General features: G+C 63.5%; 24 protein-coding genes and 1 pseudogene. 12 read left to right on the forward strand and 13 right to left on the reverse strand.

What is annotated here, in order from left to right; all coding sequences use genetic code 11:
* Positions 1-129 precede the first annotated feature (129 nt).
* Positions 130-801, reverse strand: a complete 672-nt coding sequence (locus HP499_RS06380) for an O-methyltransferase (RefSeq protein ID WP_172323046.1) — start codon at positions 799-801, stop codon at positions 130-132.
* A gap of 41 nt (positions 802-842) precedes the next feature.
* Entirely contained in the window at positions 843-1,175 is a 333-nt protein-coding gene (locus HP499_RS06385) for a thiamine-binding protein (protein WP_172323047.1), read from the reverse strand.
* A 92-nt stretch (positions 1,176-1,267) separates the two neighbouring features.
* Between HP499_RS06385 and HP499_RS06390 the strand changes: the two genes are divergently transcribed.
* A complete protein-coding gene (locus tag HP499_RS06390) occupies positions 1,268-1,897 on the forward strand; it encodes a TetR/AcrR family transcriptional regulator (protein WP_172323048.1) in 630 nt (209 codons plus the stop codon).
* A gap of 86 nt (positions 1,898-1,983) precedes the next feature.
* Positions 1,984-2,547 (forward strand): DUF5684 domain-containing protein, encoded by a 564-nt coding sequence (locus tag HP499_RS06395; protein WP_172323045.1) that lies wholly within the window; start codon positions 1,984-1,986, stop codon positions 2,545-2,547.
* Positions 2,548-2,578: 31 nt separating this feature from the next.
* Here HP499_RS06395 and HP499_RS06400 read toward each other — a convergent pair whose 3' ends face one another.
* Genes HP499_RS06400 through HP499_RS06415 form a run of 4 tightly spaced genes read right to left on the reverse strand, consistent with a single transcriptional unit; the run spans position 2,579 to position 5,000 of the window.
* On the reverse strand, positions 2,579-2,890 hold the full coding sequence (locus HP499_RS06400) for an AzlD domain-containing protein (RefSeq protein WP_172323049.1): 312 nt from the start codon (positions 2,888-2,890) through the stop codon (positions 2,579-2,581).
* The gene (locus HP499_RS06405; RefSeq protein WP_172323050.1) at positions 2,887-3,645 is read right to left on the reverse strand and encodes an AzlC family ABC transporter permease; all 759 of its coding nucleotides are present in this window, start codon (positions 3,643-3,645) and stop codon (positions 2,887-2,889) included. The genes HP499_RS06400 and HP499_RS06405 overlap by 4 nt, the downstream gene beginning before the upstream one ends.
* Positions 3,642-4,076 carry a hypothetical protein gene (locus tag HP499_RS06410; protein WP_172323051.1) on the reverse strand — a complete coding sequence of 145 codons (435 nt, stop codon included), beginning with the start codon at positions 4,074-4,076 and terminating at the stop codon, positions 3,642-3,644. Before HP499_RS06410 ends, HP499_RS06405 begins: the two co-directional genes overlap by 4 nt.
* A gap of 36 nt (positions 4,077-4,112) precedes the next feature.
* Positions 4,113-5,000 (reverse strand): glycerophosphodiester phosphodiesterase family protein, encoded by an 888-nt coding sequence (locus tag HP499_RS06415; protein ID WP_172323052.1) that lies wholly within the window; start codon positions 4,998-5,000, stop codon positions 4,113-4,115.
* A 49-nt stretch (positions 5,001-5,049) separates the two neighbouring features.
* Between HP499_RS06415 and HP499_RS06420 the strand changes: the two genes are divergently transcribed.
* The 3 genes from HP499_RS06420 (at position 5,050) to HP499_RS06430 (ending at position 7,764) form a co-directional block, all read left to right on the forward strand.
* Positions 5,050-6,441, forward strand: coding sequence for a DUF445 domain-containing protein (locus HP499_RS06420; RefSeq protein WP_172323053.1), 1,392 nt, complete (start codon positions 5,050-5,052; stop codon positions 6,439-6,441).
* A gap of 69 nt (positions 6,442-6,510) precedes the next feature.
* Positions 6,511-6,945 (forward strand): VOC family protein, encoded by a 435-nt coding sequence (locus tag HP499_RS06425; RefSeq protein WP_172323054.1) that lies wholly within the window; start codon positions 6,511-6,513, stop codon positions 6,943-6,945.
* Positions 6,946-6,954: 9 nt separating this feature from the next.
* Positions 6,955-7,764: an MBL fold metallo-hydrolase gene (locus HP499_RS06430; protein ID WP_172323055.1), complete on the forward strand. Its 810-nt coding sequence runs from the start codon at positions 6,955-6,957 to the stop codon at positions 7,762-7,764.
* 78 nt (positions 7,765-7,842) lie between these two features.
* On the opposite strand, the gene HP499_RS06435 is transcribed toward HP499_RS06430, so the two are convergent.
* The 3 genes from HP499_RS06435 to HP499_RS24870 are packed head-to-tail and all read right to left on the reverse strand — an operon-like array spanning position 7,843 to position 10,343.
* On the reverse strand, positions 7,843-8,721 hold the full coding sequence (locus HP499_RS06435) for a biotin-dependent carboxyltransferase family protein (RefSeq protein WP_172323066.1): 879 nt from the start codon (positions 8,719-8,721) through the stop codon (positions 7,843-7,845).
* A 52-nt stretch (positions 8,722-8,773) separates the two neighbouring features.
* Entirely contained in the window at positions 8,774-9,523 is a 750-nt protein-coding gene (locus HP499_RS06440; protein ID WP_172323056.1) for a LamB/YcsF family protein, read from the reverse strand.
* Complete coding sequence (locus HP499_RS24870; RefSeq protein ID WP_253951438.1) at positions 9,507-10,343, reverse strand: hypothetical protein; 837 nt, start codon at positions 10,341-10,343, stop codon at positions 9,507-9,509. The genes HP499_RS06440 and HP499_RS24870 overlap by 17 nt, the downstream gene beginning before the upstream one ends.
* Positions 10,344-10,541: 198 nt before the next feature.
* Here HP499_RS24870 and HP499_RS24875 point away from each other — a divergent pair, with 198 nt between their 5' ends.
* The 3 genes and pseudogenes from HP499_RS24875 to HP499_RS06455 all read left to right on the forward strand — a co-directional run bounded on the left by HP499_RS24875 (position 10,542) and on the right by HP499_RS06455 (position 12,569).
* Positions 10,542-10,709: a hypothetical protein gene (locus HP499_RS24875; RefSeq protein ID WP_216659798.1), complete on the forward strand. Its 168-nt coding sequence runs from the start codon at positions 10,542-10,544 to the stop codon at positions 10,707-10,709.
* A gap of 75 nt (positions 10,710-10,784) precedes the next feature.
* Positions 10,785-12,133 (forward strand): annotated as a pseudogene (locus tag HP499_RS06450) (MFS transporter).
* Between the two features lie 28 nt (positions 12,134-12,161).
* Positions 12,162-12,569 (forward strand): DUF6855 family protein, encoded by a 408-nt coding sequence (locus HP499_RS06455; RefSeq protein ID WP_172323057.1) that lies wholly within the window; start codon positions 12,162-12,164, stop codon positions 12,567-12,569.
* Positions 12,570-12,581: 12 nt separating this feature from the next.
* On the opposite strand, the gene glsA is transcribed toward HP499_RS06455, so the two are convergent.
* Both glsA and HP499_RS06465 read right to left on the reverse strand, forming a co-directional pair.
* Positions 12,582-13,604, reverse strand: a complete 1,023-nt coding sequence (gene glsA, locus HP499_RS06460; RefSeq protein WP_172323058.1) for a glutaminase A — start codon at positions 13,602-13,604, stop codon at positions 12,582-12,584.
* A gap of 47 nt (positions 13,605-13,651) precedes the next feature.
* Positions 13,652-14,032: an META domain-containing protein gene (locus tag HP499_RS06465; protein WP_172323059.1), complete on the reverse strand. Its 381-nt coding sequence runs from the start codon at positions 14,030-14,032 to the stop codon at positions 13,652-13,654.
* 432 nt (positions 14,033-14,464) lie between these two features.
* On the opposite strand from HP499_RS06465, the gene HP499_RS06470 reads away from it, so the two are divergent.
* Together HP499_RS06470 and HP499_RS06475 are read left to right on the forward strand one after the other, a co-directional pair.
* A complete protein-coding gene (locus HP499_RS06470; protein ID WP_172323060.1) occupies positions 14,465-14,761 on the forward strand; it encodes a hypothetical protein in 297 nt (98 codons plus the stop codon).
* A gap of 90 nt (positions 14,762-14,851) precedes the next feature.
* Positions 14,852-16,663 carry a thiamine pyrophosphate-requiring protein gene (locus HP499_RS06475; RefSeq protein ID WP_172323061.1) on the forward strand — a complete coding sequence of 604 codons (1,812 nt, stop codon included), beginning with the start codon at positions 14,852-14,854 and terminating at the stop codon, positions 16,661-16,663.
* Positions 16,664-16,669: 6 nt separating this feature from the next.
* On the opposite strand, the gene HP499_RS06480 is transcribed toward HP499_RS06475, so the two are convergent.
* Entirely contained in the window at positions 16,670-17,986 is a 1,317-nt protein-coding gene (locus HP499_RS06480; RefSeq protein ID WP_172323062.1) for a response regulator transcription factor family protein, read from the reverse strand.
* A 147-nt stretch (positions 17,987-18,133) separates the two neighbouring features.
* Here HP499_RS06480 and hxlB point away from each other — a divergent pair, with 147 nt between their 5' ends.
* Complete coding sequence (hxlB, locus tag HP499_RS06485; RefSeq protein ID WP_172323063.1) at positions 18,134-18,730, forward strand: 6-phospho-3-hexuloisomerase; 597 nt, start codon at positions 18,134-18,136, stop codon at positions 18,728-18,730.
* A gap of 55 nt (positions 18,731-18,785) precedes the next feature.
* Positions 18,786-19,409, forward strand: coding sequence for a 3-hexulose-6-phosphate synthase (hxlA, locus tag HP499_RS06490; protein WP_172323064.1), 624 nt, complete (start codon positions 18,786-18,788; stop codon positions 19,407-19,409).
* Between the two features lie 78 nt (positions 19,410-19,487).
* On the opposite strand, the gene ilvD is transcribed toward hxlA, so the two are convergent.
* Positions 19,488-21,187 (reverse strand): dihydroxy-acid dehydratase (gene ilvD / locus HP499_RS06495; protein ID WP_172323065.1); only part of this gene is annotated, 1,700 nt, incomplete at its 5' end.

The raw sequence follows: 21,187 nt of genomic DNA on the forward strand, positions 1-21,187 counted from the left end.
ACGCAGCTTGCTGTTTTTCAAAGAACTCCTCAGGCAGCAGGTGCCCGTAGCTTTCGCGCCAGGATTGGACATGCATGAGCGCCATGGCCTCGGCGTCATCCACCGTGGCGGGGCGAAGCGAGAAATCCACTAGCGCACCCGCGCGATCGCGAAACCGTCCCAGCCCTTGCTGCCCACGGTCTGGATGGCAGTGGCGTCCAAGCGCGGATCCTGGCCCATCATTTCCAGCATTTTCACAATGCCCGGCGCGTTGGCCTCGTCACGGGCCGGCTCAAGGATTGCACCGTCCCAGATCACGTTGTCCACCACGATCACCGTGCCTGGGCGCCCAAGCCGGATGGCCCAGTCCAGGTAATTGGCGTCGTTCTCCTTGTCCGCATCAATGAAGACGAAGTCGAACGATTCCTGGCCCGCCAGCGTGGGAAGGGTATCCAGTGCCGCACCAACGCGGATGTCCACCTTGTGTCCTACACCGGCAGCATCCACATTGGCGCGCGCTACGTCCGCGTGCTTCTGCAGGAATTCGCAGGTGACCACCCGGCCGTCGTCGGGCAGTCCCTGCGCCATCCAAATGGTGCTGAAACCGGCCAAGGTCCCGATTTCCAGGACCCGCCTGGCCCCGGACATCTGCACCAGCATCCGGAGCAGCTTGCCTGCGTTGGGGGCTACTTCAATCGCCGGCATGCCGGCTTCGACGGCCGATGTCAGCGCACGCCGGTGGGCAGGTTCGGGACGCACGACGACGTCGGTCAGGTAACGCTCGACGTCAACCCAACCGGGCTCTGTCACGTGTTCAATCATGGCCCCCAGTCTTGCACTGGTGGCTCCCGCAGGGGAAGGAACTAGTCCCCTGCGGCGATCGCCTCTTCCAACCGCTCCACCTTGCCGGTCAGTTCGCCGCTGTACCCGGGCCGGATGTCAGCCTTGATCACCAGGGAGACCCGGCTGCCGTAGCGGCCCACAGCTTCGGTGGCGCGCTTGACGACGTCGAACACCTCGTCCCATTCGCCTTCGATCGTGGTGAACATGGAGTCGGTCTGGTTGGGCAGTCCGGACTCGCGGACAATCTTGACGGCGGCAGCGACGGCGTCGTGGACCGAAGCGTCGGGGGTGGGTCCGCCGTTGGCGGCGGATGCGGGCTGGCCCGAAGGGGCGACTGAGAAGGCAAGCAACATAAAATCCAGTGTTTCACGTACTGGTTTGTCATATAACGGCCTACTCCCGCGTAACAAGAGGCCTTCGGCGCTCCGTTGCTACCCTGACAAGCATGGAACAGCCCTCTGAACGCAAGCCCCTCAGGGCAGACGCCGCACGCAATGTGGACAAGATCATCACCGCTGCGCGGCAATGCTTCCGGGAACACGGCCCCGAAGTGCCGCTGCAGACCATTGCCGCCACAGCCGGAGTTGGCCCCGCAACGCTGTTCCGCAACTTCTCGGACAAAGAGCAGCTGGTCCTCGCAGCGTTGTCACGCCAACTGCGCCAGCATGTGGACCCAGTCGCCAAGGCCGCGCTCGACGGCATGGATGCAGCCGAAGGACTCATCAACGTCATCGACGCCGTGATGCAGGTTGCCAGCGAAGACGCGAACCTTCTCGACGCCGTCGCCGGCCGCCGCGGACTCCTGATCGGCATCACCCGCGGCATCATCGGCTCCATGGCCACCCTGTTGGAGCGCGGCCAGGGCCAAGGTTCCTTGCGGCGGGATATCACCATTGAGGACATGGTCCGGCTGGTGGCCATGCTGATCGGCGCCGTGGACACCATGGAACCTGGTTCCCAGGCATGGAAGCGTCCTGTGGCCTTGATCGAGGATGCCATCCGGACCGAGCGCCCGTCCCGGCCCCTTCCCGAGCAGTCCGGCATCCCCGGTGTGACGCTGACCGAGGCTCCCTAGCCGCGTCTCTCCCCGCCTGCATGGTGACTCCTGCCCATCGCGACGAAGGCTTTGCGGGCCGTAGGCTCAGGCGTATGAATATTCCCTTGAGCTCATACTCATCCAGTGGTTCCGAGTCTGCTGCTGCGGCCGGCTTGGTCATGCTGCTGATGGTCATCTACTTTGCCGTGGTCTTTGCGATCGTCGGCGTGCTCTACATGGGAATATTCACCAAAGCCGGCCGTCCGGCATGGGCCGCCTTTGTCCCGATCTACAACAGCATCAAGGTCATGGAGATCGCCGGGCGCCCGTGGTACTGGCTCCTGTTGTCCTTCATCCCGTTCGCGGGAATCTACTTCAGCATCGTGGCACTTCACGATCTCTCCAAGTCCTTCGGCAAGGACGCCGGTTACACCGTGGGATTGGTCCTGCTGCCCGTGGTGTTCGTGCCCATGCTGTCCTATGGCTCGGCACCCTACTTGGGACCGGCTGCCGGACGGCAGTTCGTGCCCTACCCGCAGGGGTACCCGCAGGGGTATGCGCCCGCGTATCCGCAGGGCTATGGAGAGCAGCCCCCGGCGCAGCAACCCCCGGCGCAGCAGTTCCCCGGACAGCCATTCCCCGGACAGCAGCCGCCATCCCAAAACCCCAATGGCCAGCAGTACCGCTAACCCGGCAGCAGCCTAGCCCCAGCCGAGCAGCCTAGCCCCAGCCGAGCAGCCTGAGGAGGGCGGCCGCGGCAGCGCCTGAAATCACCACCACCAGAAACGGTGCCCGGAGCCACAGCGCGACGGCGGCGGCCGCCAAGGCGCCGATGCGGGCATCAAGGACAATGCCTTGGCCCGAAGCAACGGCGTTCACCACCGTGAGGGAGGCCAACAACCCGATGGTCATGGTGCCGGCCACATGCATGATGCGAGGACTCTCCAGCAGCTTGGCCGGCACAAAGTAGCCCACCAATTTGGTGAGGTATGCCAACACACAGGCAATCAGGATCCACAGCCAAAGGCTCATTTGCTCTCCCCCTGCCCGTGCCGGTGCTTCTCGGCATAGGGATCCAGGTCCGGTTCCAGCCCTTCATCCAGGCGGGCGTGGCTGAACCAGCCGATAACGCCCGCCACTACCGCGGCCACCAGGATGGGAACGCCCGAGGGAACGAAGGGCACGGCCAAAATGGTTGCCAGAGCACACGCAGCGGCGATGGCCCAGGGTTCGCGGCCCTTCAACCGCGGCCACAGCAAGGCCAGGAAGGCGGCCACGGCAGCCCCGTCCAAACCCCACTGCTTGGGATCGCCCATGGCGTCACCGGCCAACGCTCCGATGGCGGTGAAGATATTCCAAAGAATGAATATACCGATTCCGGCAGTCCAGAAACCACGGCGTTGCTCGTCGGGATCAGACTGGCCGGACGCCGTCGCAGTTGATTCGTCGATGGTGACGTGCGCGGAAACGTAACGCTTCCACCCTCCGGGACGGAGCATGGCGTTGATTTGCATGCCGTAGATGCCGTTGCGGAGACCCAGAAGGGCACTGGCCGTCATGGCCGCCACGCCGGAACCGCCACCTGCCACCACACCAATGAAGGCAAACTGCGAGCCGCCGCTGAACAGCAACAGGCTCAACACCATGGTCTGCCAAAAGTCGAACCCCGAAGCTACGGACAGCGCTCCGAAAGACACGCCATAGAGTCCCGTGGCAATACTCAAGGACACTGCCACTTTGAAGGCAGGTGACTCCCTCAGCCTGACGGGGGTGGCCCTGTTGCTCATTTCCGCAGGCTCCAAGACCACAAGATCAGGGGAATCTGCAGCGGCAAGCGGACCGTGTGGATGCGTCGTTCGGCCGGCGTGCCTTGGGGGCCGTAGGCGCGACGAAGCGCATCAATATGCCCGGCAAGGAATGCAGTGAACATCGCCGTGGTGGCGTCCGCGGCAACCTTCCGCGTGGCAGGGATCAGGAGCCCGACGGCGGCCGCGGCCTCGATCAGGCCGGAGGACGCAACCCATTCCTCGCGGGACATCACTGCCAGGGGTCCATTGGGGCGGCTTTCCGGCTCGTCATTGCGGCACAGGTAGTCCGGAACCACGGGGTAATAGAACTTAGGCGTGCGGAAGTGCTTCGCAGCGCTGGCCATGAGCAGTGCACTCAAAGCTACTGCGGACGTGGTTCGGGTTGCTTGTGCTGACCAGCGAAATGACATGAGACCACTCAATCACAAGCCAGGTGGCACCCAAAGTCAGCTTGACACCATCAACTGCTTCAGTACCTGCGCCGGTTTGTTGGTGGTGATCTCATGGATGCCGAGGCCTTGGCACAGGGCCACATCCTTCTCCGAATCTACAGTCCACACACGGAATATACGGCCGGCCTCCAACCACCGCTGAACGTTCCGTGCGTGCTCCCGCACATAATCAATACCGGGACCGGCAATCACTGCTTCGCCGTCGTCCAGGACCCGTTCAGCCTCCAGCTGCGTGGCGCGCATGACGTTGGCAACTGCACCGCCGGTCAGGAAACCCAGCCCGAGTTCCTCACGGAGCTCCTTCACCGTAAAGTCGTCCACCAGCTGGCACACGTGCTCTTTGGGCACGCTCTGCAGCAGGCGTTGGACGGAATCGGTATCAAAGCTCATAAAGGAGATCCGGATGTTGTCCACACGGGATTCCTCCGGCGTCCAGCCTTCTTCTTCCAACAAGGCCAACACCGTATCCTCCAGCTTGAGCCGGTAAGGACTGGGATGCTTGAGCTCGATCGCCAAACCGATCTCCCGTCCGGCCCCACGCAGGATGTCCAGCAATTCCGGCAGGGTCAGGAACTGATCCGCCACTCCCCCATAGGCGTCGGGAATTCGCGCGCCCTTCCAGGACGAGAAATCCAAAGCCCGGAGTTCCTCCAAGGTGTGCTCGGCCACCGGGCCCGTCCCCGTGGACGTACGGTCCAGGTTGGCGTCATGCAGCAACACCACATGTTGGTCCCGGGTCAGGTGGACATCGCACTCCACACCGTCGGCGCCATCTGCAATGGCCTGCAGATAAGCAGCCCTGGTGTGCTCGGCGTAGGCTGCACTCGCACCGCGATGGGCGTAGACCTTGGGGCGGCCTGGGGCGTAGTCGTCGCTAGTCATGCAGACACGGTAGCCCACGTCCATGCATCTACGGCGCTACGCTGGGCTCATGCAGGTGAACTCTGAACAAATCCCAACTGAAGACGCCACCAACCCCAATCCGCTGCCCCAACAGCCGGGTTCCCCAGATTCCCGAAGCGCAGGTTCCGCACGTGCAGGTTCCCCGCGCGCACGGCGGTCCGCCGTCGTCGGGCTCTCATCAGGTGACATGGAAAAAGCCGCCGCGCTGCTTCGCATGAAACGGTTGGCCTTGGCACTGCTGATCGCCATGGCGGTGATCTTCACCGTGGCGTTCGCGTTCCAGAAGCAGTATCCGTGGCTGGAATATGTTCGGGCGGCGGCCGAGGGCGGCATGGTGGGTGCCCTGGCCGACTGGTTCGCTGTCACTGCGCTGTTCAAGTACCCCATGGGCCTGAAGATCCCCCACACGGCCATCATTCCGCGCCGGAAGGACCAGATCGGCGAATCACTCAGCGACTTCGTGGAAAGCAACTTCCTCTCCCAGGAAGTGGTACAGGACAAGCTGTCCAGCATCGACATTGCCCGAAAGGCGGGCACCTGGTTGTCCGCGCCAGGGGGAGCGGAACGGGTGGCCAAGGAAGGTGGCGCGATCATCCGTGGCGCGTTCACCGTCCTGAACGACGACGACGTGCAGGCTGTCATCGAGGGCATGGTCCGCAAGCATTTGCTGACCCCGCCATGGGGACCACCCGTGGGCCGGATGGCCGAACGGATATTCGCCGACGGGCACCACCACACGCTGGTTGACCTGTTGGTTGATCGTGCCGCCGACTGGGTGGAGGCCAACCATGCAACGGTGAACAGGCTCGTCTCGGACCGTTCCCCCTTGTGGGTGCCGACGTTCGTGGACGGCCTGGTGGGCGACAGGGTTTATGTGGAGCTCTCCAAATTTGTCCGCGCAGTTCAGGCGGACCAGAACCACCAGGTGCGCCAGTCGATCGATGCTTATTTGAAGGACCTGGCCCAGGACCTGCAGCATGATCCCGCCATGATCGAGCGAGCGGAATCCATCAAAGCCCAGATCCTGGGCGACCCCGAGGTCCGCGAACTGGCGTCCCGCACCTGGGGAACCGTGAAGACAGCGCTGCTCAACGCCGTCGACGATCCCGACAGCGAACTGAGCCAGCGCTTCAAGTCCGCCGTCCGTGACTTCGGTACACGGCTGGTCAACGACGACGAACTGGCCGGCAAGGTCAACGCCTGGATCGGAGACGCGGCCGGGTATCTGGTGAATACCTACCGCTCCGACATCGCAGGCGTCATTTCTGACACCGTGGCGCGTTGGGATGCCCAAGAGACGTCCCAGAAGATCGAACTGCAGGTGGGCAAGGACCTGCAATACATCCGCATCAACGGCACAGTGGTGGGCGCCTTGGCCGGGCTGGCGATCTTCACGGTGGCGCACCTGCTGTTCGGTTAAGGGACAACCGGGAGGCCAGGCATAACTTCGTCTCTGGAGCTATCCCGTGGGCCTTGGTACCTTCAACGCATGCCCATCAAACTTGAGAACGTTGGTATTGCGGTCCGGAATCTCGAAGAGACCATCGCCTTTTTCACGGATCTCGGCCTCACCGTGCTCGGCCGGGACACTGTCAGCGGCGAATGGGCGGATACCGCCGTAGGGCTGGACGGCAACCACGCAAAGATTGCGGTGCTCCAAACTCCAGATGGCAATGGCCAGCTGGAACTCTTCGAGTACATCCACCCTGATGCGATCGAGACCAACCCCACGCTCCCCAACGAGATCGGCATGCACCGGGTGGCTTTCTCGGTGGACGACATTGATCAAGCCTTGGAGATCGCGGCCAAGCACGGATGCTACCCATTGCGTGGTGTGGCGAACTACCAGGGCGTTTACAAGCTCACCTACCTCCGCGGGCCCAGCGGGATCCTGGTCATGCTGGCGCAGAAACTCCAGGGCTGAGGCGCTTCCATGCTGAAGCACGTCGCTGAGGGCGTTCTGGTTCACGAGAGCGAATTCATCCAGAGCAATTGCACGGTGGTGCAGGGCCGGGATGGTGTCCTGCTGATCGACCCCGGTATTACAGTCAACGAAATGGCCACCATCGCGGACGACCTCCGCGAGTTGGGCCAGCCTGTCGTGGCCGGTTTCTCCACGCACCCCGATTGGGACCATGTGCTCTGGCACCCTGACTTCGGCAACCCGCCCCGCTACGGCACGGCGCGCTGCGCGGCCTCCATCCAGACGGTCCTGGCCGCTGCCGACTGGAAGGAACAGGTAGCAGAAGGGCTGCCTCCGGAGCATGCCGATGAGATCCCGATGGCGTTGCTCGGCCTCATTTCCGGACTGCCTGCCGGTACTGTGCAGATCCCGTGGGACGGACCCACCGTCCGCATCCTGGAGCATCAGGCCCACGCCCCTGGCCACGCGGCCCTCTTGATCGAAGGGTCCGGTGTCCTGGTAGCCGGCGACATGCTGTCCGACACCCTGATGCCGTTCCTCAACCTCGAGGCAGCGGATCCGCTCACTGACTATCTTGAAGCGCTGCGGCTCTTCGATTCCGTGGCCGACGATGTTGTTGCCGTCGTCCCGGGCCACGGTTCAGTGGGCCTGGCTGGGCAGTTGCGGGAACGCATCGCTCTGGATCGCGCCTACGTTCAGGCGCTGCAAGATGACCGTGAGGCCGAGGACCCGAGGGTTGGCCCGTCCGCTCCGTTGGAGTGGCTGGCCGACGTCCATGGGTGGCAGGTGCAGCGTCTGGCCGAAAAACGGCGGGGCTGAGTTCAGTGCCGGATCCGACGCCCAGCCCTTGCAGCAAAATCATCCAGCGCTCCTTGAGAATGATGTTGCCCTGTTTTCTCAGCCGAGCAAGTGCACCATCTGCCCTGGCCTTGCTTGGCCGAGCAAGTCCAGGTCTTCGTCACGCACCAGTGCAATCACCGGGGATTTGGCCGTTGCCGGACGGTCAGCCAACGCAATGACGGGAAGGCCCGACGGCGGCAACACCACTGAGCCCAAGGCCAACGGTTGTGGCTCGGCTGCTTGGGCTTTGGCAGCTGGGGCCGTTTGGCCCACCTCAAGCGGCCGACCAAGAAGCCGTGCACCCACACGGTCCGATTCCTGCGAGAGGGTCCACGGTTCCGTGGTCAACCGAAGCCACGTTCCGGCGTCGACATCCTGGGCCTTGGGGTCTTTCGGCACGCGTGAAATCCTGGCAACAACCGGTCGTTCCGGGTCCAGTGCCCGCCGGGCAGGGTGGATGACGCCAGGTTGCCTGACGGCAGAGTGGTGCACGGCAGAGCCGTTGCCCACAGGATTGTTGCCCACAGGATTGTTGCCTGCAGGGAGAGCCTGACCGTACGGCTTTCCGAACGTCACGGCCGCGCCGGCAGACAGCACCTCACCGGATTCCTGCACACCGCCTTGAAGCGCCACGTAATATCGGATCCCGAACAATGCCGGGCCGAAGGCCAACACTGCTCCAGGAGCTACCCTGACGGCCGTATTCAGCGGAAACTCTGAACCGTTGAGCGTCACCACGCCCTCGGCGCCGGTGACTGCCACCGCGGATCCGGTCACGAACCTCAGCTTGAGTCCGCCTACAAGCACCTCGAGCCCGGCTGCATGCTTCGGATTTCCCAGCAAGGCGTTCGCCAACTGCAGGGACGTCCGGTCCAGTGCGTGATCGGGTGCAAGGGCAAGGGTCAACATTCCGGGAGCCGCCACCACTGCGCCCATCGGCAAAACCCTCCTCAAGATTCAGCAGGACATGGGCTACCCAAAATCTGTCCTACGCAAACGCCTCAATCTGCACGCCGGCCTGCTCCAGCCCTTCCCGGACCGCAGCGGCCATGTCGACCGCTCCCGGAGTATCGCCGTGGATGCAGAGGGAATCAGCCACGACGGGGACAACAGTTCCGTCGATGGCCAGGGTTTCCTTGCGCGTTGCCAGCCGGACGGCCTGGGCCACGACGGCGGCCGGGTCATGCAGCACTGCACCGTCCTGGGTACGGGGAACCAGTGTGCCATCCGGAAGGTAGGCGCGGTCAACGAATGCTTCGCGGAATACCGGGTGCCCGGATTCCTCTGCGAGCTTCAGCCACTCAGAGCCCGGCAATCCCAGCACAGGCAGGCCGGGATCGTAGGCGTGGACCGCGGCGACCACGGCCTCGGCCTGCTCGGCATCATTGACGATCCGGTTGTAGAGCGCACCATGCGGCTTCACGTAATCCACCGATGCACCCACTGCGTGGGCCATACCGTCCAGGGCGCCGAGCTGGTACAAAACGTCGCCGAAGAGTTCGTCGAAGGTCATATCCAGTGAACGTCGTCCAAAGCCCGCCAGGTCCCGGTAGCCCACATGGGCTCCTACACGGACGTCCAATTCAAAAGCGGCGCGGCAGCTGTCCAACATGGTCAGAGGATCTCCGGCATGGAATCCACAGGCCACGTTGGCGCTGCTGACGATGCGGAACATTGAGGCGTCGTCTCCCATGGTCCAGGAGCCGAAAGATTCTCCGAGGTCAGCGTTCAGGTCCACTGTTACCGCCTTCCAGCGTGAGGGTTTCCGGTGCCGCTTCAGCCGCGACAGAGTTTTTGGTGGCAGTGGGGAGCAGTTCGCCCGGGATGGTGTCCGGCAGCGGCCCGAAAGCTTCCTTGGCAGTGGAGACCACAGCGCGGCCCATCATGAGGTTGCCCGCACCACCCACCACTGCACCCACGCCGAACGGCAGGGCACGGCCGAGGAAGGCGGTTCCTTGGCGCTTCACGAGGTTCTTGAGGAAGGCCCGTTGGATGGAGTCACGGATGACCCCGAAGCCACTGCCAGGAATCTTCTTGGTGAGGGTCTTGCCCCATGCGTTGGTCACGCCCTTGCTGCGACCGAGCGACTGGCCGCTCAAAGCTCCGAGCATGGACGTGCCTTCCTCCCCCAACATGATGGCCATGACCATGGTTTGCGCACGCACGGGATCCGTCAGCCGGATGCCGTGGAGCTCGGCCAGGGACGACGCATACAACGCCGTTGTCTCCAGGAAACCCACAGTGGCAAGCGCTGAGAGTCCAAGGCTGGCTGCGGTTCCAATGCCAGGCACGACGGCGGTGGCACCTACCGCTGCACCGCCACCGGAGATGGCAAGCAAGTAGTGACGCTCAAGTTTCGCGGCCAGCTGTGCAGGGTTGTCGTTGGGGTACCTGCGCTGCAGCCTACGCAGGTTGGCCAGGACCAGGGGCCGCTGGACTTCGACTGCTTTCAGCAGGACATTGTGGACGCCGGGCTTGGTGTTGCCTTGCTCATCGAAGACGGCGTTATGGGCTGTCTCTTGGGCGATTTTCACCGCCGGGTTGGGTCGCTTGGGCATCTTCACCTCTCCTTGGCAGCTGGTTCGTGGTACGGGAACTGCTGGATTCAGCCTATGCCACACCCCTGACCTGCAAAGCCCCAGTGGGGGCCTATGTGGATACTATTCCGCGTACAGCGGACGTGGTACCGGCCATAGTGCGGCGTAGACTGGGGGCACTCACGGAAGCAGTCCAAGCAAGGACAGGGAGTATCCGCCATGAACACTTCGGACAAGCACGACGACGCTACCCGGCGCCACACCGACGCCCCCGCGGAAGGCCAACCGGAAGGCTGGGTTCCGCAAGATACCGGCCGCCATAGCCAGGACCCTGCGGAAGGTGCGGACACCGACGACGCCGATGCGCCGTCGTCGGACGCTTCATAACCGCAGGTCCCTGCCGTACGCGCCCTCGGCCGGCGCGTCGTCCGCAGTATCAACGCGCAGGTCCGGGCTGGTGAAATGGCCGCGTTGAGAGCGCTGCGCCCTTTTGCGCACCGGGAATTCCGGGTACTGATCGCTGCGCTGTCCATTTCCATTTTTGGATCCGGAATGTGGGCAGTGGCCATGGTCTACGAGGTCATCCACCTCGGCGGCGGTCCCTTGGAATTGTCGCTGGTGGCTACCGCTGCCAGCGTGGGCCTGGTGGGGTTCGTGCTGGCCGGAGGCATCGCGGCCGACAGGCTCCCGCAACGGCTCCTGATCATCGCGGTTGAAGGTGCCAACCTGGCAGTCATTGCCACCATCACGGCACTGGCCATGACGGACGTCCTTCAGCTATGGCATCTGGCCCTGGGCGCGTTCGTCCTGGGTGTGGGGCAGGCGTTCTTCTTCCCTGCATATTCCGCGATCCTGCCACGCATCCTGCCTGCGGATGACCTCCTTGCCGCCAACGGCCTGGAGGGCACGGTGCGGCCGGTCCTGCAACAGGCAGCGGGCCCGGCACTTGCCGGAATCCTGGTGGCAACATTGTCGCCGGCACATGCGGTTGCGGGGGTTGCGGTGTGCCATTTGCTGGCGTTTGGCATAGTGAATTTCCTGGGCCGGGAAGCCTTGGGCGTGGGCTCTGTTGGCGCGGATGGCGCAATTGGCGTGGATGGCACAGTTGGCGCGGATGGGCCTGCCGGTACACCCTCGAAATCGTCCCTGTTCAAGGATCTTGCTGAGGGATTCAGCTACACCGTCCGCACTCCGTGGCTGCTATGGACCTTGGTGTGGGCCTGCCTGTCCGTGCTGTTCCTCATTGGACCCATCGAGTCCTGCTTCCCTTCGTGGTCCAGGACCAGTTGGGCGGCGACTCCAGGATGTTCGGTTTCCTGCTCGCCATCATGGGAGTCGGTAGCGCCGTCGCCGCCTTGGCAACCGCCTCCCTGCGCCTCCCCCGCCGCTACCTGACCGTCATGGTTCTGACGTGGGGCCTGGGAAGCCTGCCTGTAGCCGCGATTGGTTTCATGGACAGTTTTTGGATGCTCGCGGCCGCCATGCTCATCTTTGGAGTTACCGAGGGAATCGGAACCGTCATTTGGGGCACCCTGCTGCAACGGCGCGTTCCACGGCACTTGCTCGGCAGGATCTCCAGCCTGGACTTCTTTGTTTCCCTGGCCTTGATGCCCGTTTCCATGGCCTTGGCAGGCCCGCTCGCCGAGGTTGTTCCCCTCTGGCTGATCTTCTTCGTTGGTGGTGTGGTGTGCCCCGCCATGGCGTTCGTGGCTCTCTTCGCAGCGCGAATGGCGACCGATGAGATCAACAATCCCTTGACCTCGGACACCCCGGGTCCTGAGGCTGCAGACAGCCAGCCGGACGCTGTGTAGCGTGGGCATCACCACGAAAGGACACATCATGGCCGCAGGAACCAAGGACGATCCCTGGCAGCTCACCACTCCGCCGGGATCTTCGGACTACACCATGTACAGGGACGATACTGCGGATCCCCCCGCCATTGTCTGCCAGGTTGGATCCACCAAGCTGCTGTACCAGCTCCGTGCGATCGATGACCTCCATGCATGGCTTCTGGAACAAGGCGACTGGGTACCGCTGGGAGCTGCTGACGAAGGCAAGGACGCCGCCGCTGGAACTGTGGAAGCCTGGGGCCGCAGCGAGGACAACCCCGTGGGTGGTTGGTACGGGCTGCGCAAGGGCTACCGGGGCCGGTTCGGAATGTACATGCCACCGCTGCTCGAGGCCCTCGGCTTGGCGGAGCTGACGCACGAGAAGCGGAACAACAGCATGCGGGGCATCGCACAGTAGGTTTCGGCCATGCTAGGGGACATCCGTGGACCTTCCGTTCGGTGCGTACGCTTGGGAAGCGAAAATGTTCAGGCCCAGGACCCGGGACAGATAGGCGGTGGCCTGTTGGCCGCGGACACTGTTTCCCGCCGGATCAAGCCGCGGCGAGAAAGTGCCGATTCCTGCTTTCCCGGGCGAGACCGTGAGCAGCCCGCCGGACACCCCGGACTTACCCGGAAGCCCGATCTCGAAGAGCCATTCCCCTGACCGTTCGTACAGCCCGTTGGCGGCCAGGATCGCCAGGGTATCCCGGGACACGTCAGCTGAGACCACCCGTTTGCCGGTCACGGGGTTGACGCCGCCATCAGCTAATGTGGCACCCATGATGGCAAGATCACGGGCGCTGACCCGGAGTGAGCACTGCTTGGTATAGACATCGACGACGGCCAGCGGATCACGCCCGATCCTGCCGTAACTTTCCAGAAGACGCGCGATGGCCCGGTTGCGGGTGTTGGTGGCCGCTTCGGACTGGTAGACCTCTTCATCCAGCACCAGGTCACGGCCTGCAAAGGCAGAGAGCCCGGAGTGGATGGCATCCCACTGTTCATCCGGGGTGATGCCGGGCATCAATGCTGTGGTGGCCAGAGCACCGGCGTTGACCATGGGATTCATGGGGTGGCCATCATTGAGCTCAAGGGCTATCACCGAGTTGAAGGCCAATCCGGTGTTGTTCACCCCCACCAGGTCAGCCACAGCCGCATGACCGAATTCCTCGCAGACCAGGGCGTAGACAAAAGCTTTGGAAATGGACTGGATGGAGAATTCCACGTCCGCATCGCCAACCGCGTGTACTCCGCCGTCGACTTCCACCACGCAGACGCCGAACAGCTCAGGATTGGCCTGCGCCAGGACGGGAATGTAGTCCGCCACCGCACCGTCCTTGCACCCGCGGTTCCGCTCGTGGGCGGCAATTACCAGGGAATCGACTTGCTCCCAGCCGGGCAATGTTCCTGTTGATGCCGTCTGCTCAACACCCTCAGTATTTGAATCCAACACAGCTACCCCCAAAGATCCGCTTGAAATCCACTTCCGGAGGAACCCTGTTACTTGCCGGCAGCCAGCGTGCCGATCTGGTCTCCGCCCTGACCGAAAACCGCAAGCTTTCCGTCTTCCTGGATCTTGGCCGTGGCAGCGTTCGAAAGCCACGTGTCAACGCCTTCACAGGCCATGCGGGTGGAGGAGAAACCTCCGAACGAAATGGTTTTGCCGTCCTCTTTCCAGGAGCCGACAAGCCTGTTGCAGCCATCAGTCCCCGTGGCAGCGCCATCTGACTTCAGCTCGAGGGAGGGCTGCTTGGTGTCGCTGGTGTCACCCCACACACCAACAAATGGGCTTGAACCGCTTCCCGCACAGCCTGCCAAAAATGCGGCGGCAACCAATGCCAGGGAAACAGCGCGGAAAATGCGGGTCTGGGTCTGCGCCATGCGGTCAGTCTAGGTTTACACCTCTGGAATTCACCACGTTTTGGAGGAATTGCTTGTAAACGCCTGATGGCGTTCACCGTTCAGAAATGCCGGATCATGCGGCCGGTCGCGACTCAGACGACCGACCGCACTAGCCCGGTTTACGCAGCGACGGCGCCCCGGGCGGGCCCCAGAACCCACCACACCCATCGCTGCTAACTCCGTCGGTGAACCGCAACGCAGCCGAAAAGGGCAACGGCGCAGTCCGCGGTTCAACGACATGGGCACTCAATATGTGCCTTGACCTGCGAAAACGTGACGCAGTGTTTGAAGAAATGTTTTATCGTCAGCATGCTGATAATAAAACGTCCTGGAATCGCATCACATATTCTCCGTTCCGCCCACATACCAGTTGACGGAAGAACAGCCAGAAGATGCGCCAGGAGCATGATTGTGAAGTCACCAAATGGATTGGCCATGACGGCCGCCCTTGCGTTTCCCGACGCACCGAACGTCCACCTCCTGTTGATGGCGGGGTTGATTTTCCTGACGGGCCTGGCCGGCGTGGGCACAGTGGTACTTCTCCTGTTGTTGGCGCCGATCGCCGCCTTGCTGATTGCCCGGCCGCGTTCCACGAAGCCCGCCGAAGATACCGCCACCCCCGGCGCCGTTCCGCTGCAACGGGACAGGCCCGACGGCGAAGCGACGCGCCTGCCGCTCACAGGCAACCGGAGTGACGAAGCTGCTTAGCGGCAAACCCTTCCCCCGCGTGCCGCATAGCTAAGTATGCTTACTATGGCGTCAGGAAGTACCTCTCCACTACTGACGAGGAGCACCGGCATGACCCAGCAAACAGTTTCGGACCTGATGGTGGACCGCCTCCAAGCCTGGGGCGTAAACCGGGTCTTCGGCTACAGCGGTGACGGCATCAACGGTTTCATGGGTGCGCTCCGCAGGTCCCGGGACAAGGTCGAATTTGTGCAGGCCCGGCATGAAGAAGCAGCCGCCTTCATGGCCGTGGGTCATGGCAAGTACACCGGTGGCGTGGGAGTAGTGACATCCACGCAAGGTCCCGGCGCCGTCCACCTGCTCAACGGCCTTTACGACGCAAAGATGGACAGCGTTCCGGTGGTAGCGATCATCGGGCAGCAGAGCACTACGGTTCTGGGCTCGGCCTACATGCAGGAAATCGACCTTTTGACTCTTTTCAAGGACGTCGCGGCCCAGTTCGCGCAACTGGCCAGTTCACCCGAGCAGGTCCCCATGCTGCTGGACCGGGCCTTCCGCACCGCCTTGGAAACCAAGTCCCCGTGCGTGGTAATCGTCCCCCATGACATCCAGACGGCCGAAGTTCCCGAGCTCGGGCATGAGCACGGAATTGTGGTGACCGCGCCTGTATGGCATCCAGCCCAGGTCACTCCCCTCGAGGAGCAGCTCGAGACAGCCGCGGACATCATCACCCAGGGCGAACGCATCGCCCTGTTCGTGGGCCAAGGTGCACGCGGCGCCCAAAAGGAAGTGGTGGAGCTCGCCGAGCAACTGGACGCGGGCATCACCACCAGCCTGCTGGGAAAGCCCTACGTGGATGAAACCCTCCCCTTCGCCACCGGCACCATGGGCCATCTGGGCACCACCGCCAGCGCCTACCTGCTGGAAAACTGCGACACCCTGGTCATCATCGGCTCCAACGATCCCTGGACCGAGTTCTACCCCAAGCCCGGCACCGCGAAGGCCGTGCAAATCGACATCGACGGCCGCAAAATCGCCAACCGATACCCGGTTGAGGTGGGCCTGGTGGGCGATGCCGCCGGGACACTCGCGGCCCTGGGCAAACGCTTGAAGGACAAAACCCAGCCCTCTCGCACTGCTTGGCGGGAGGCCGTGGAGTGCCAGGTCAGCGCGTGGCATCAGTTGTCCGAAGACCGGGCGGCTATCCCCGCCGATCCGGTCAATCCGGAACTGGTGATCCGCGAGCTCAACGGCCGGCTCCCCGGCAACGCACAACTAAGCATCGACGTCGGCAGTTGCGTTTACTGGTACGCGCGCCAGTTGATCCTTCCAACCGGAGTCCCGGCCCACCTGAGCGGGACGCTCGCCAGCATGGGATGCGCCATCCCCTACGGGTTGGCGGCGAAACTGGCGCACCCCGACCGCCCGTTGGTGGCCTTGGCTGGAGATGGCGGCATGCAGATGCTGGGGGTGGCTGAGTTGATAACGGTGGCACACCGATGGCGGGCCTGGGCCGATCCCAGGTTTGTGGTCTGCGTCTTCAATAACCGCGACCTCGCTGAAGTCTCGTGGGAACAGCGGGAGACCGAGGCTGAGCCCAGGTTCCCGGCCAGCCAGGAAATTCCCGATTTCCCCTACGCGGCATACGCGGAGCTGTTGGGCTTGGCGGGAATCAGGGTGGAGGATCCTGCCAAGCTGGGCGACGCCTGGGACTACGCCCTTGGCATGGATCGTCCAGCTGTCATTGAAGTGCTGACAGATCCGGGCATCCCGCTGCTGCCACCCTTCCCGGCCGGAGCAGAAAAACTTGACGGCATGCGGTCTGCGCTCGCCCAGGAAGGCCCGGCCGGCGAGCACGCACGGAAGCTGTTGGATGCCTACGCAGAGGGAGAGGAAAGGCTGCGGGCTGAGGCCGGGAAGTAGCAGGCGCTACCGGAGCCCGGCCGAGTGCGCCAAGGCAATGGCCTCGGCCCTGGAACGGACATCGAGCTTCCTGAAGAGATTCCTGATATGGAACTTCACCGTGTTTTCACTGATGTGCAGAGCACCGGCGATGCTTCGGTTCCGCTGCCCCGCGGTCAGCAATTGCAGGACTTCCAACTCACGGGGTGCCAGATCCCAGACCGCAACATCCCCACCCGGGGCCGGCGGCGGATCCAGCGGCAGCACTACGGAAATGTCCGCACCCCACCCCTGCATCACCTCCAGGGACATCCGCCCGTCAACGGCCTGCACCCGCTGCTGCAACCGGGCGATACTGGGCGAATCCTGCGAGAGCGCGCCCAAACCGTCGTCGCGCACGTTGATCAGCAGGTTCTCCCCGTCGCAGTCCCACTGGGCACGCACGCGGTGGACGTCGGGCTGCTCCGCGATGGCCAACACCAACCCCCGGACAACGGCACGGGCAGCGTGGGCAACTTCGCCGGGGAGCGCACGGCCATTGGCGGGCGGCTCAATGAACTGGATGTCGATGTTGCTGAAATGCATCAACGGCCGAAGATCCTCGCGAAGCCGCTCGAACGCCGTCGCCACCGGCTCCTCTACCAGGTCACTGGTCCGGTCACTAAGCGTCCGCAGGCCCACCAAGGCCTTGACGGCGAGGTCGGTCACGGAGGCGCGCGCCGCGGCGTCGTCCATGGAGGTTGACCGCAAGGCTGCCAGCAGCGTTTCGAGGGTGGTGGAGTGCTGGTCGATCAACTCGGCCGTCACACGGATCCGCTCAGCAGATGCGGCCCGCGATTCCAGAAGGTACGACGGCGGCGCGTCGGTTACTTTCTCCTGGATGCGTCGGGCGGTTAATCGCCAAAGATAGTTGAGAACACGGAGAGCCTCCTCTTCGCTTCCCTGCACCTGCACCTGCCCCTGCCCCTGCCCCTGCACCAGGGCGTCGTCCGTCGGTGAAATGTCGGTCAGTGTCGGGTCGGTGAGGACCAGCAGTGCCTTGCTGGGTGCATAGCCCAGGGCAAGGACCTCCCGCTGCTCGCCGGCGATGACCGCAGAGGTTCGCCACGGCTCCTCACCCGGCATCGCCGACCTCAGCCGGTCCAGTTCGGCAATGGACACCCGGCTGACCACGCCTTCATCGCCGGCCTTCTTCTGGGGCCGCCCGGTGCAGTCCTCGGTGAAAATCACCAGGGCGCTGCTGGAGAGGAACGGGAGCGTGGCATCGCGGAGGGATTCGGCAATGCGGTTCAGGGGCGCGGCAGCGAGGTCGCTGATGGAGTGGAGGAGAGCCCAGTTCTGCATTCGGCCAGCATAAGTGACATTCAGGAGCAGGAACTACCCAAAGGGGTGGGGAAAGCCATCCCAAATCAGCGTTCCGCCCACCCACCCGCTGCACCAAGCTGGAAGGGAAGCAAAGCGAACCCAGCCACGGCAACTGAAGGAGAGAGAGTGGACGCAGTCGTAGAAAAGCCGTCCCTGAGCAAAGCACCAGCGCAGACAACCCTGAACCTGTCCCTGATCCAGGACGAGATCGTGAGCACCACCAACGCGATCGATGTCCACCAGTTGGCAGCCCTCGCGGGCAGGATCCGGGCGGCGGAACGCGTCTTCCTTGCCGGCGCGGGCCGCAGCGGGCTGGTGCTCCGCATGGCTGCCATGCGGCTCATGCACCTCGGCCTGACAGTCCATGTCGCCGGGGATACCACTACGCCGGCCATCGCTCCGGGCGACCTCCTGCTGGTGGCATCCGGCTCAGGAACCACCTCCGGCGTGGTCAAGGCGGCGGAAACGGCCATCGCCGCGGGGGCGGACGTCGCCGCGGTGACCACCAATACGGAATCGCCCCTGGCCGGACTCGCCGATGTCCTGGTGATCATTCCCGCCGCGCAGAAGACCGATCACGGCTCCAACCTCTCGCGCCAGTACTCCGGCAGCTTGTTCGAGCAATCCCTCCTCCTTGCAACCGAGGCCGTATTCCAAACCCTGTGGGAGAACACGGATGAGCCTGCCGAGGAGCTCTGGCTGCGGCACGCCAACCTCGAGTAGCACCCAAACCTGCACCACCCCTCCCAGCAACACCATCCACAAGAAAGAAGAACCCATGAAACTTCAAGTAGCGCTGGATCTCCTCACCGTAGAGGACGCCCTTGACCTGGCCGGCAAGGTGGCCGAGCACGTGGACATCATCGAACTCGGCACGCCGCTGATCAAGGCTGCAGGCCTCACAGCCGTGACCGCCATCAAGGATGCTCACCCCACCAAGATCGTCTTCGCCGACATGAAGACCATGGACGCCGGCGAGCTCGAGGCCGACATCGCATTCAAGGCTGGAGCGGACTTGGTTTCGGTCCTGGGCACCGCCGATGATTCCACCATTGCCGGGGCAGTCAAGGCAGCCAAAGCCCATAACAAGGGCATTGTTGTGGACCTGATCGGTGTGGCGGACAAGGTTTCGCGCGCCAAGGAAGCCCGCGCGCTGGGCGCCAAGTTCGTCGAGTTCCACGCGGGCCTGGATGAGCAGGCCCAGCCTGGCTACAACCTGCGCACCCTGCTCAATGCAGGCGAAGAAGCGCGCGTGCCATTCTCAGTAGCGGGCGGCGTAAATGCCGGAACCATTGCGGCAGTACAACTGGCAGGCGCCGACGTCGCCGTTGCCGGCAGCGCGATCTACAGCGCTGAGGATCCTGAACTGGCCGCCAAGGAACTGAAGGCAGCCATCAACTAGTCCTGCCCTCCACCACAGAAACGTCCACACAGAAACGTCGACCTGCCCAAGCGGGCAGGTCGACGTTTCTCTTTGTACCTAGAGGTTCTCCACCAGGGAGACGTCACGCACGGCGCCCTTGTCCGCGGACAAGGCCATGGCCGCGTAAGCACGCAGCGCCGGAGAGACGTGGCGTTCGCGGTCCTTCGGCTTGTAGCCGCCGTTGACCTCGAGCTTTTCGCGTCGTTCAGCGAGGATCTCGTCCGGGACCTGCAGCTGGAGGGATCGCTGCGTGATGTCGATGCTGATGATGTCGCCGTCCTCCACCAGGGCGATGGCACCACCGGAAGCAGCCTCCGGGGAAATATGCCCGATCGACAGGCCCGAGGTACCGCCGGAGAAGCGGCCATCGGTGATCAGGGCACATTTCTTGCCCAGGCCACGGCCCTTGAGGAATGAGGTGGGGTAGAGCATTTCCTGCATGCCCGGTCCGCCTCGGGGCCCTTCGTAGCGGATAACCACTACGTCGCCTTCCTTGATGGACTTGTTCAGGATTTTCTCCACGGCTTCGTCCTGGGACTCGCATACAACGGCGGGGCCTTCGAAGACCCAGATGGACTCGTCCACACCGGCGGTCTTCACCACGGCACCGTCCACTGCCACGTTGCCGCGCAACACAGCCAGGCCGCCGTCCTTGGAGAAGGCGTGCTCCACCGAACGGATGCAACCGCCCTCAGCATCGGTATCCAGTGAGGTCCACTGGTTCGACTGAGAGAATGCGGTGGAAGAACGGACGCCACCGGGAGCAGCGTGCCACAGTGCCTGCGCTTCGTCGGTGGCGTTGCCGCCGCGGATGTCCCAATCGTCCAGCCAACCATCAAGGTCGTCGGAGTGCACCGAGTGGACGTTCTTGTGCAGGAGGCCGCCACGGTTCAGCTCGCCCAGCAGCGCGGGGATGCCGCCGGCGCGGTGCACGTCCTCCATGTAGTAGGTCTTGTCCCCGGCGACGTTCGGGGCCACCTTGGCCAGGCACGGCACCTGGCGGGACTTGGCGTCCATCTCGGCAAGGCCGTAATCAACGCCGGCTTCCTGGGCCGCGGCCAGCAGGTGCAGGATGGTGTTGGTGGAGCCACCCATGGAGATATCCAGGGCCATGGCGTTGTCAAAGGCCTCTTTGGTGGCGATGGAGCGCGGCAGAACGGAGTCGTCGTCGCCGTCGTAATAGCGCTTGACGAGTTCGACCACCGTGGCGCCGGCCTTCTCGTACAGCGCCTTGCGCGCGGTGTGGGTGGCGAGCACGGAGCCGTTGCCGGGCAGGGCCAGGCCGATTGCTTCTGCGAGGCAGTTCATGGAGTTGGCGGTGAACATGCCGGAGCAGGAACCGCAGGTGGGGCAGGCGTTCTCTTCAATGAGGTTGATGTCTTCATCGGAGATGGACTCGTCCACGGCGTCGGAAATCGCGTTCACCAGGTCCAGGGAGCGCACGGAGCCATCAGTCAGGGTCACGCGGCCGGCTTCCATGGGGCCGCCGGAGACGAACACTACGGGGATGTTCAGGCGCAGCGCGGCCATGAGCATGCCCGGGGTGATCTTGTCGCAGTTGGAGATGCAGACCAGGGCGTCGGCGCAGTGGGCGTTGACCATGTACTCCACGGAGTCGGCAATCAGGTCGCGGGACGGCAGGGAGTAGAGCATGCCGGAGTGGCCCATGGCGATGCCGTCGTCCACGGCGATGGTGTTGAATTCGCGCGGAACCGCTCCGGCGGCGAGGATCGCATCGGAGACGATCCTGCCCACGG

Source organism: Paenarthrobacter sp. CM16, from assembly GCF_013179505.1.
In the GTDB taxonomy this organism is placed as follows: domain Bacteria; phylum Actinomycetota; class Actinomycetes; order Actinomycetales; family Micrococcaceae; genus Arthrobacter.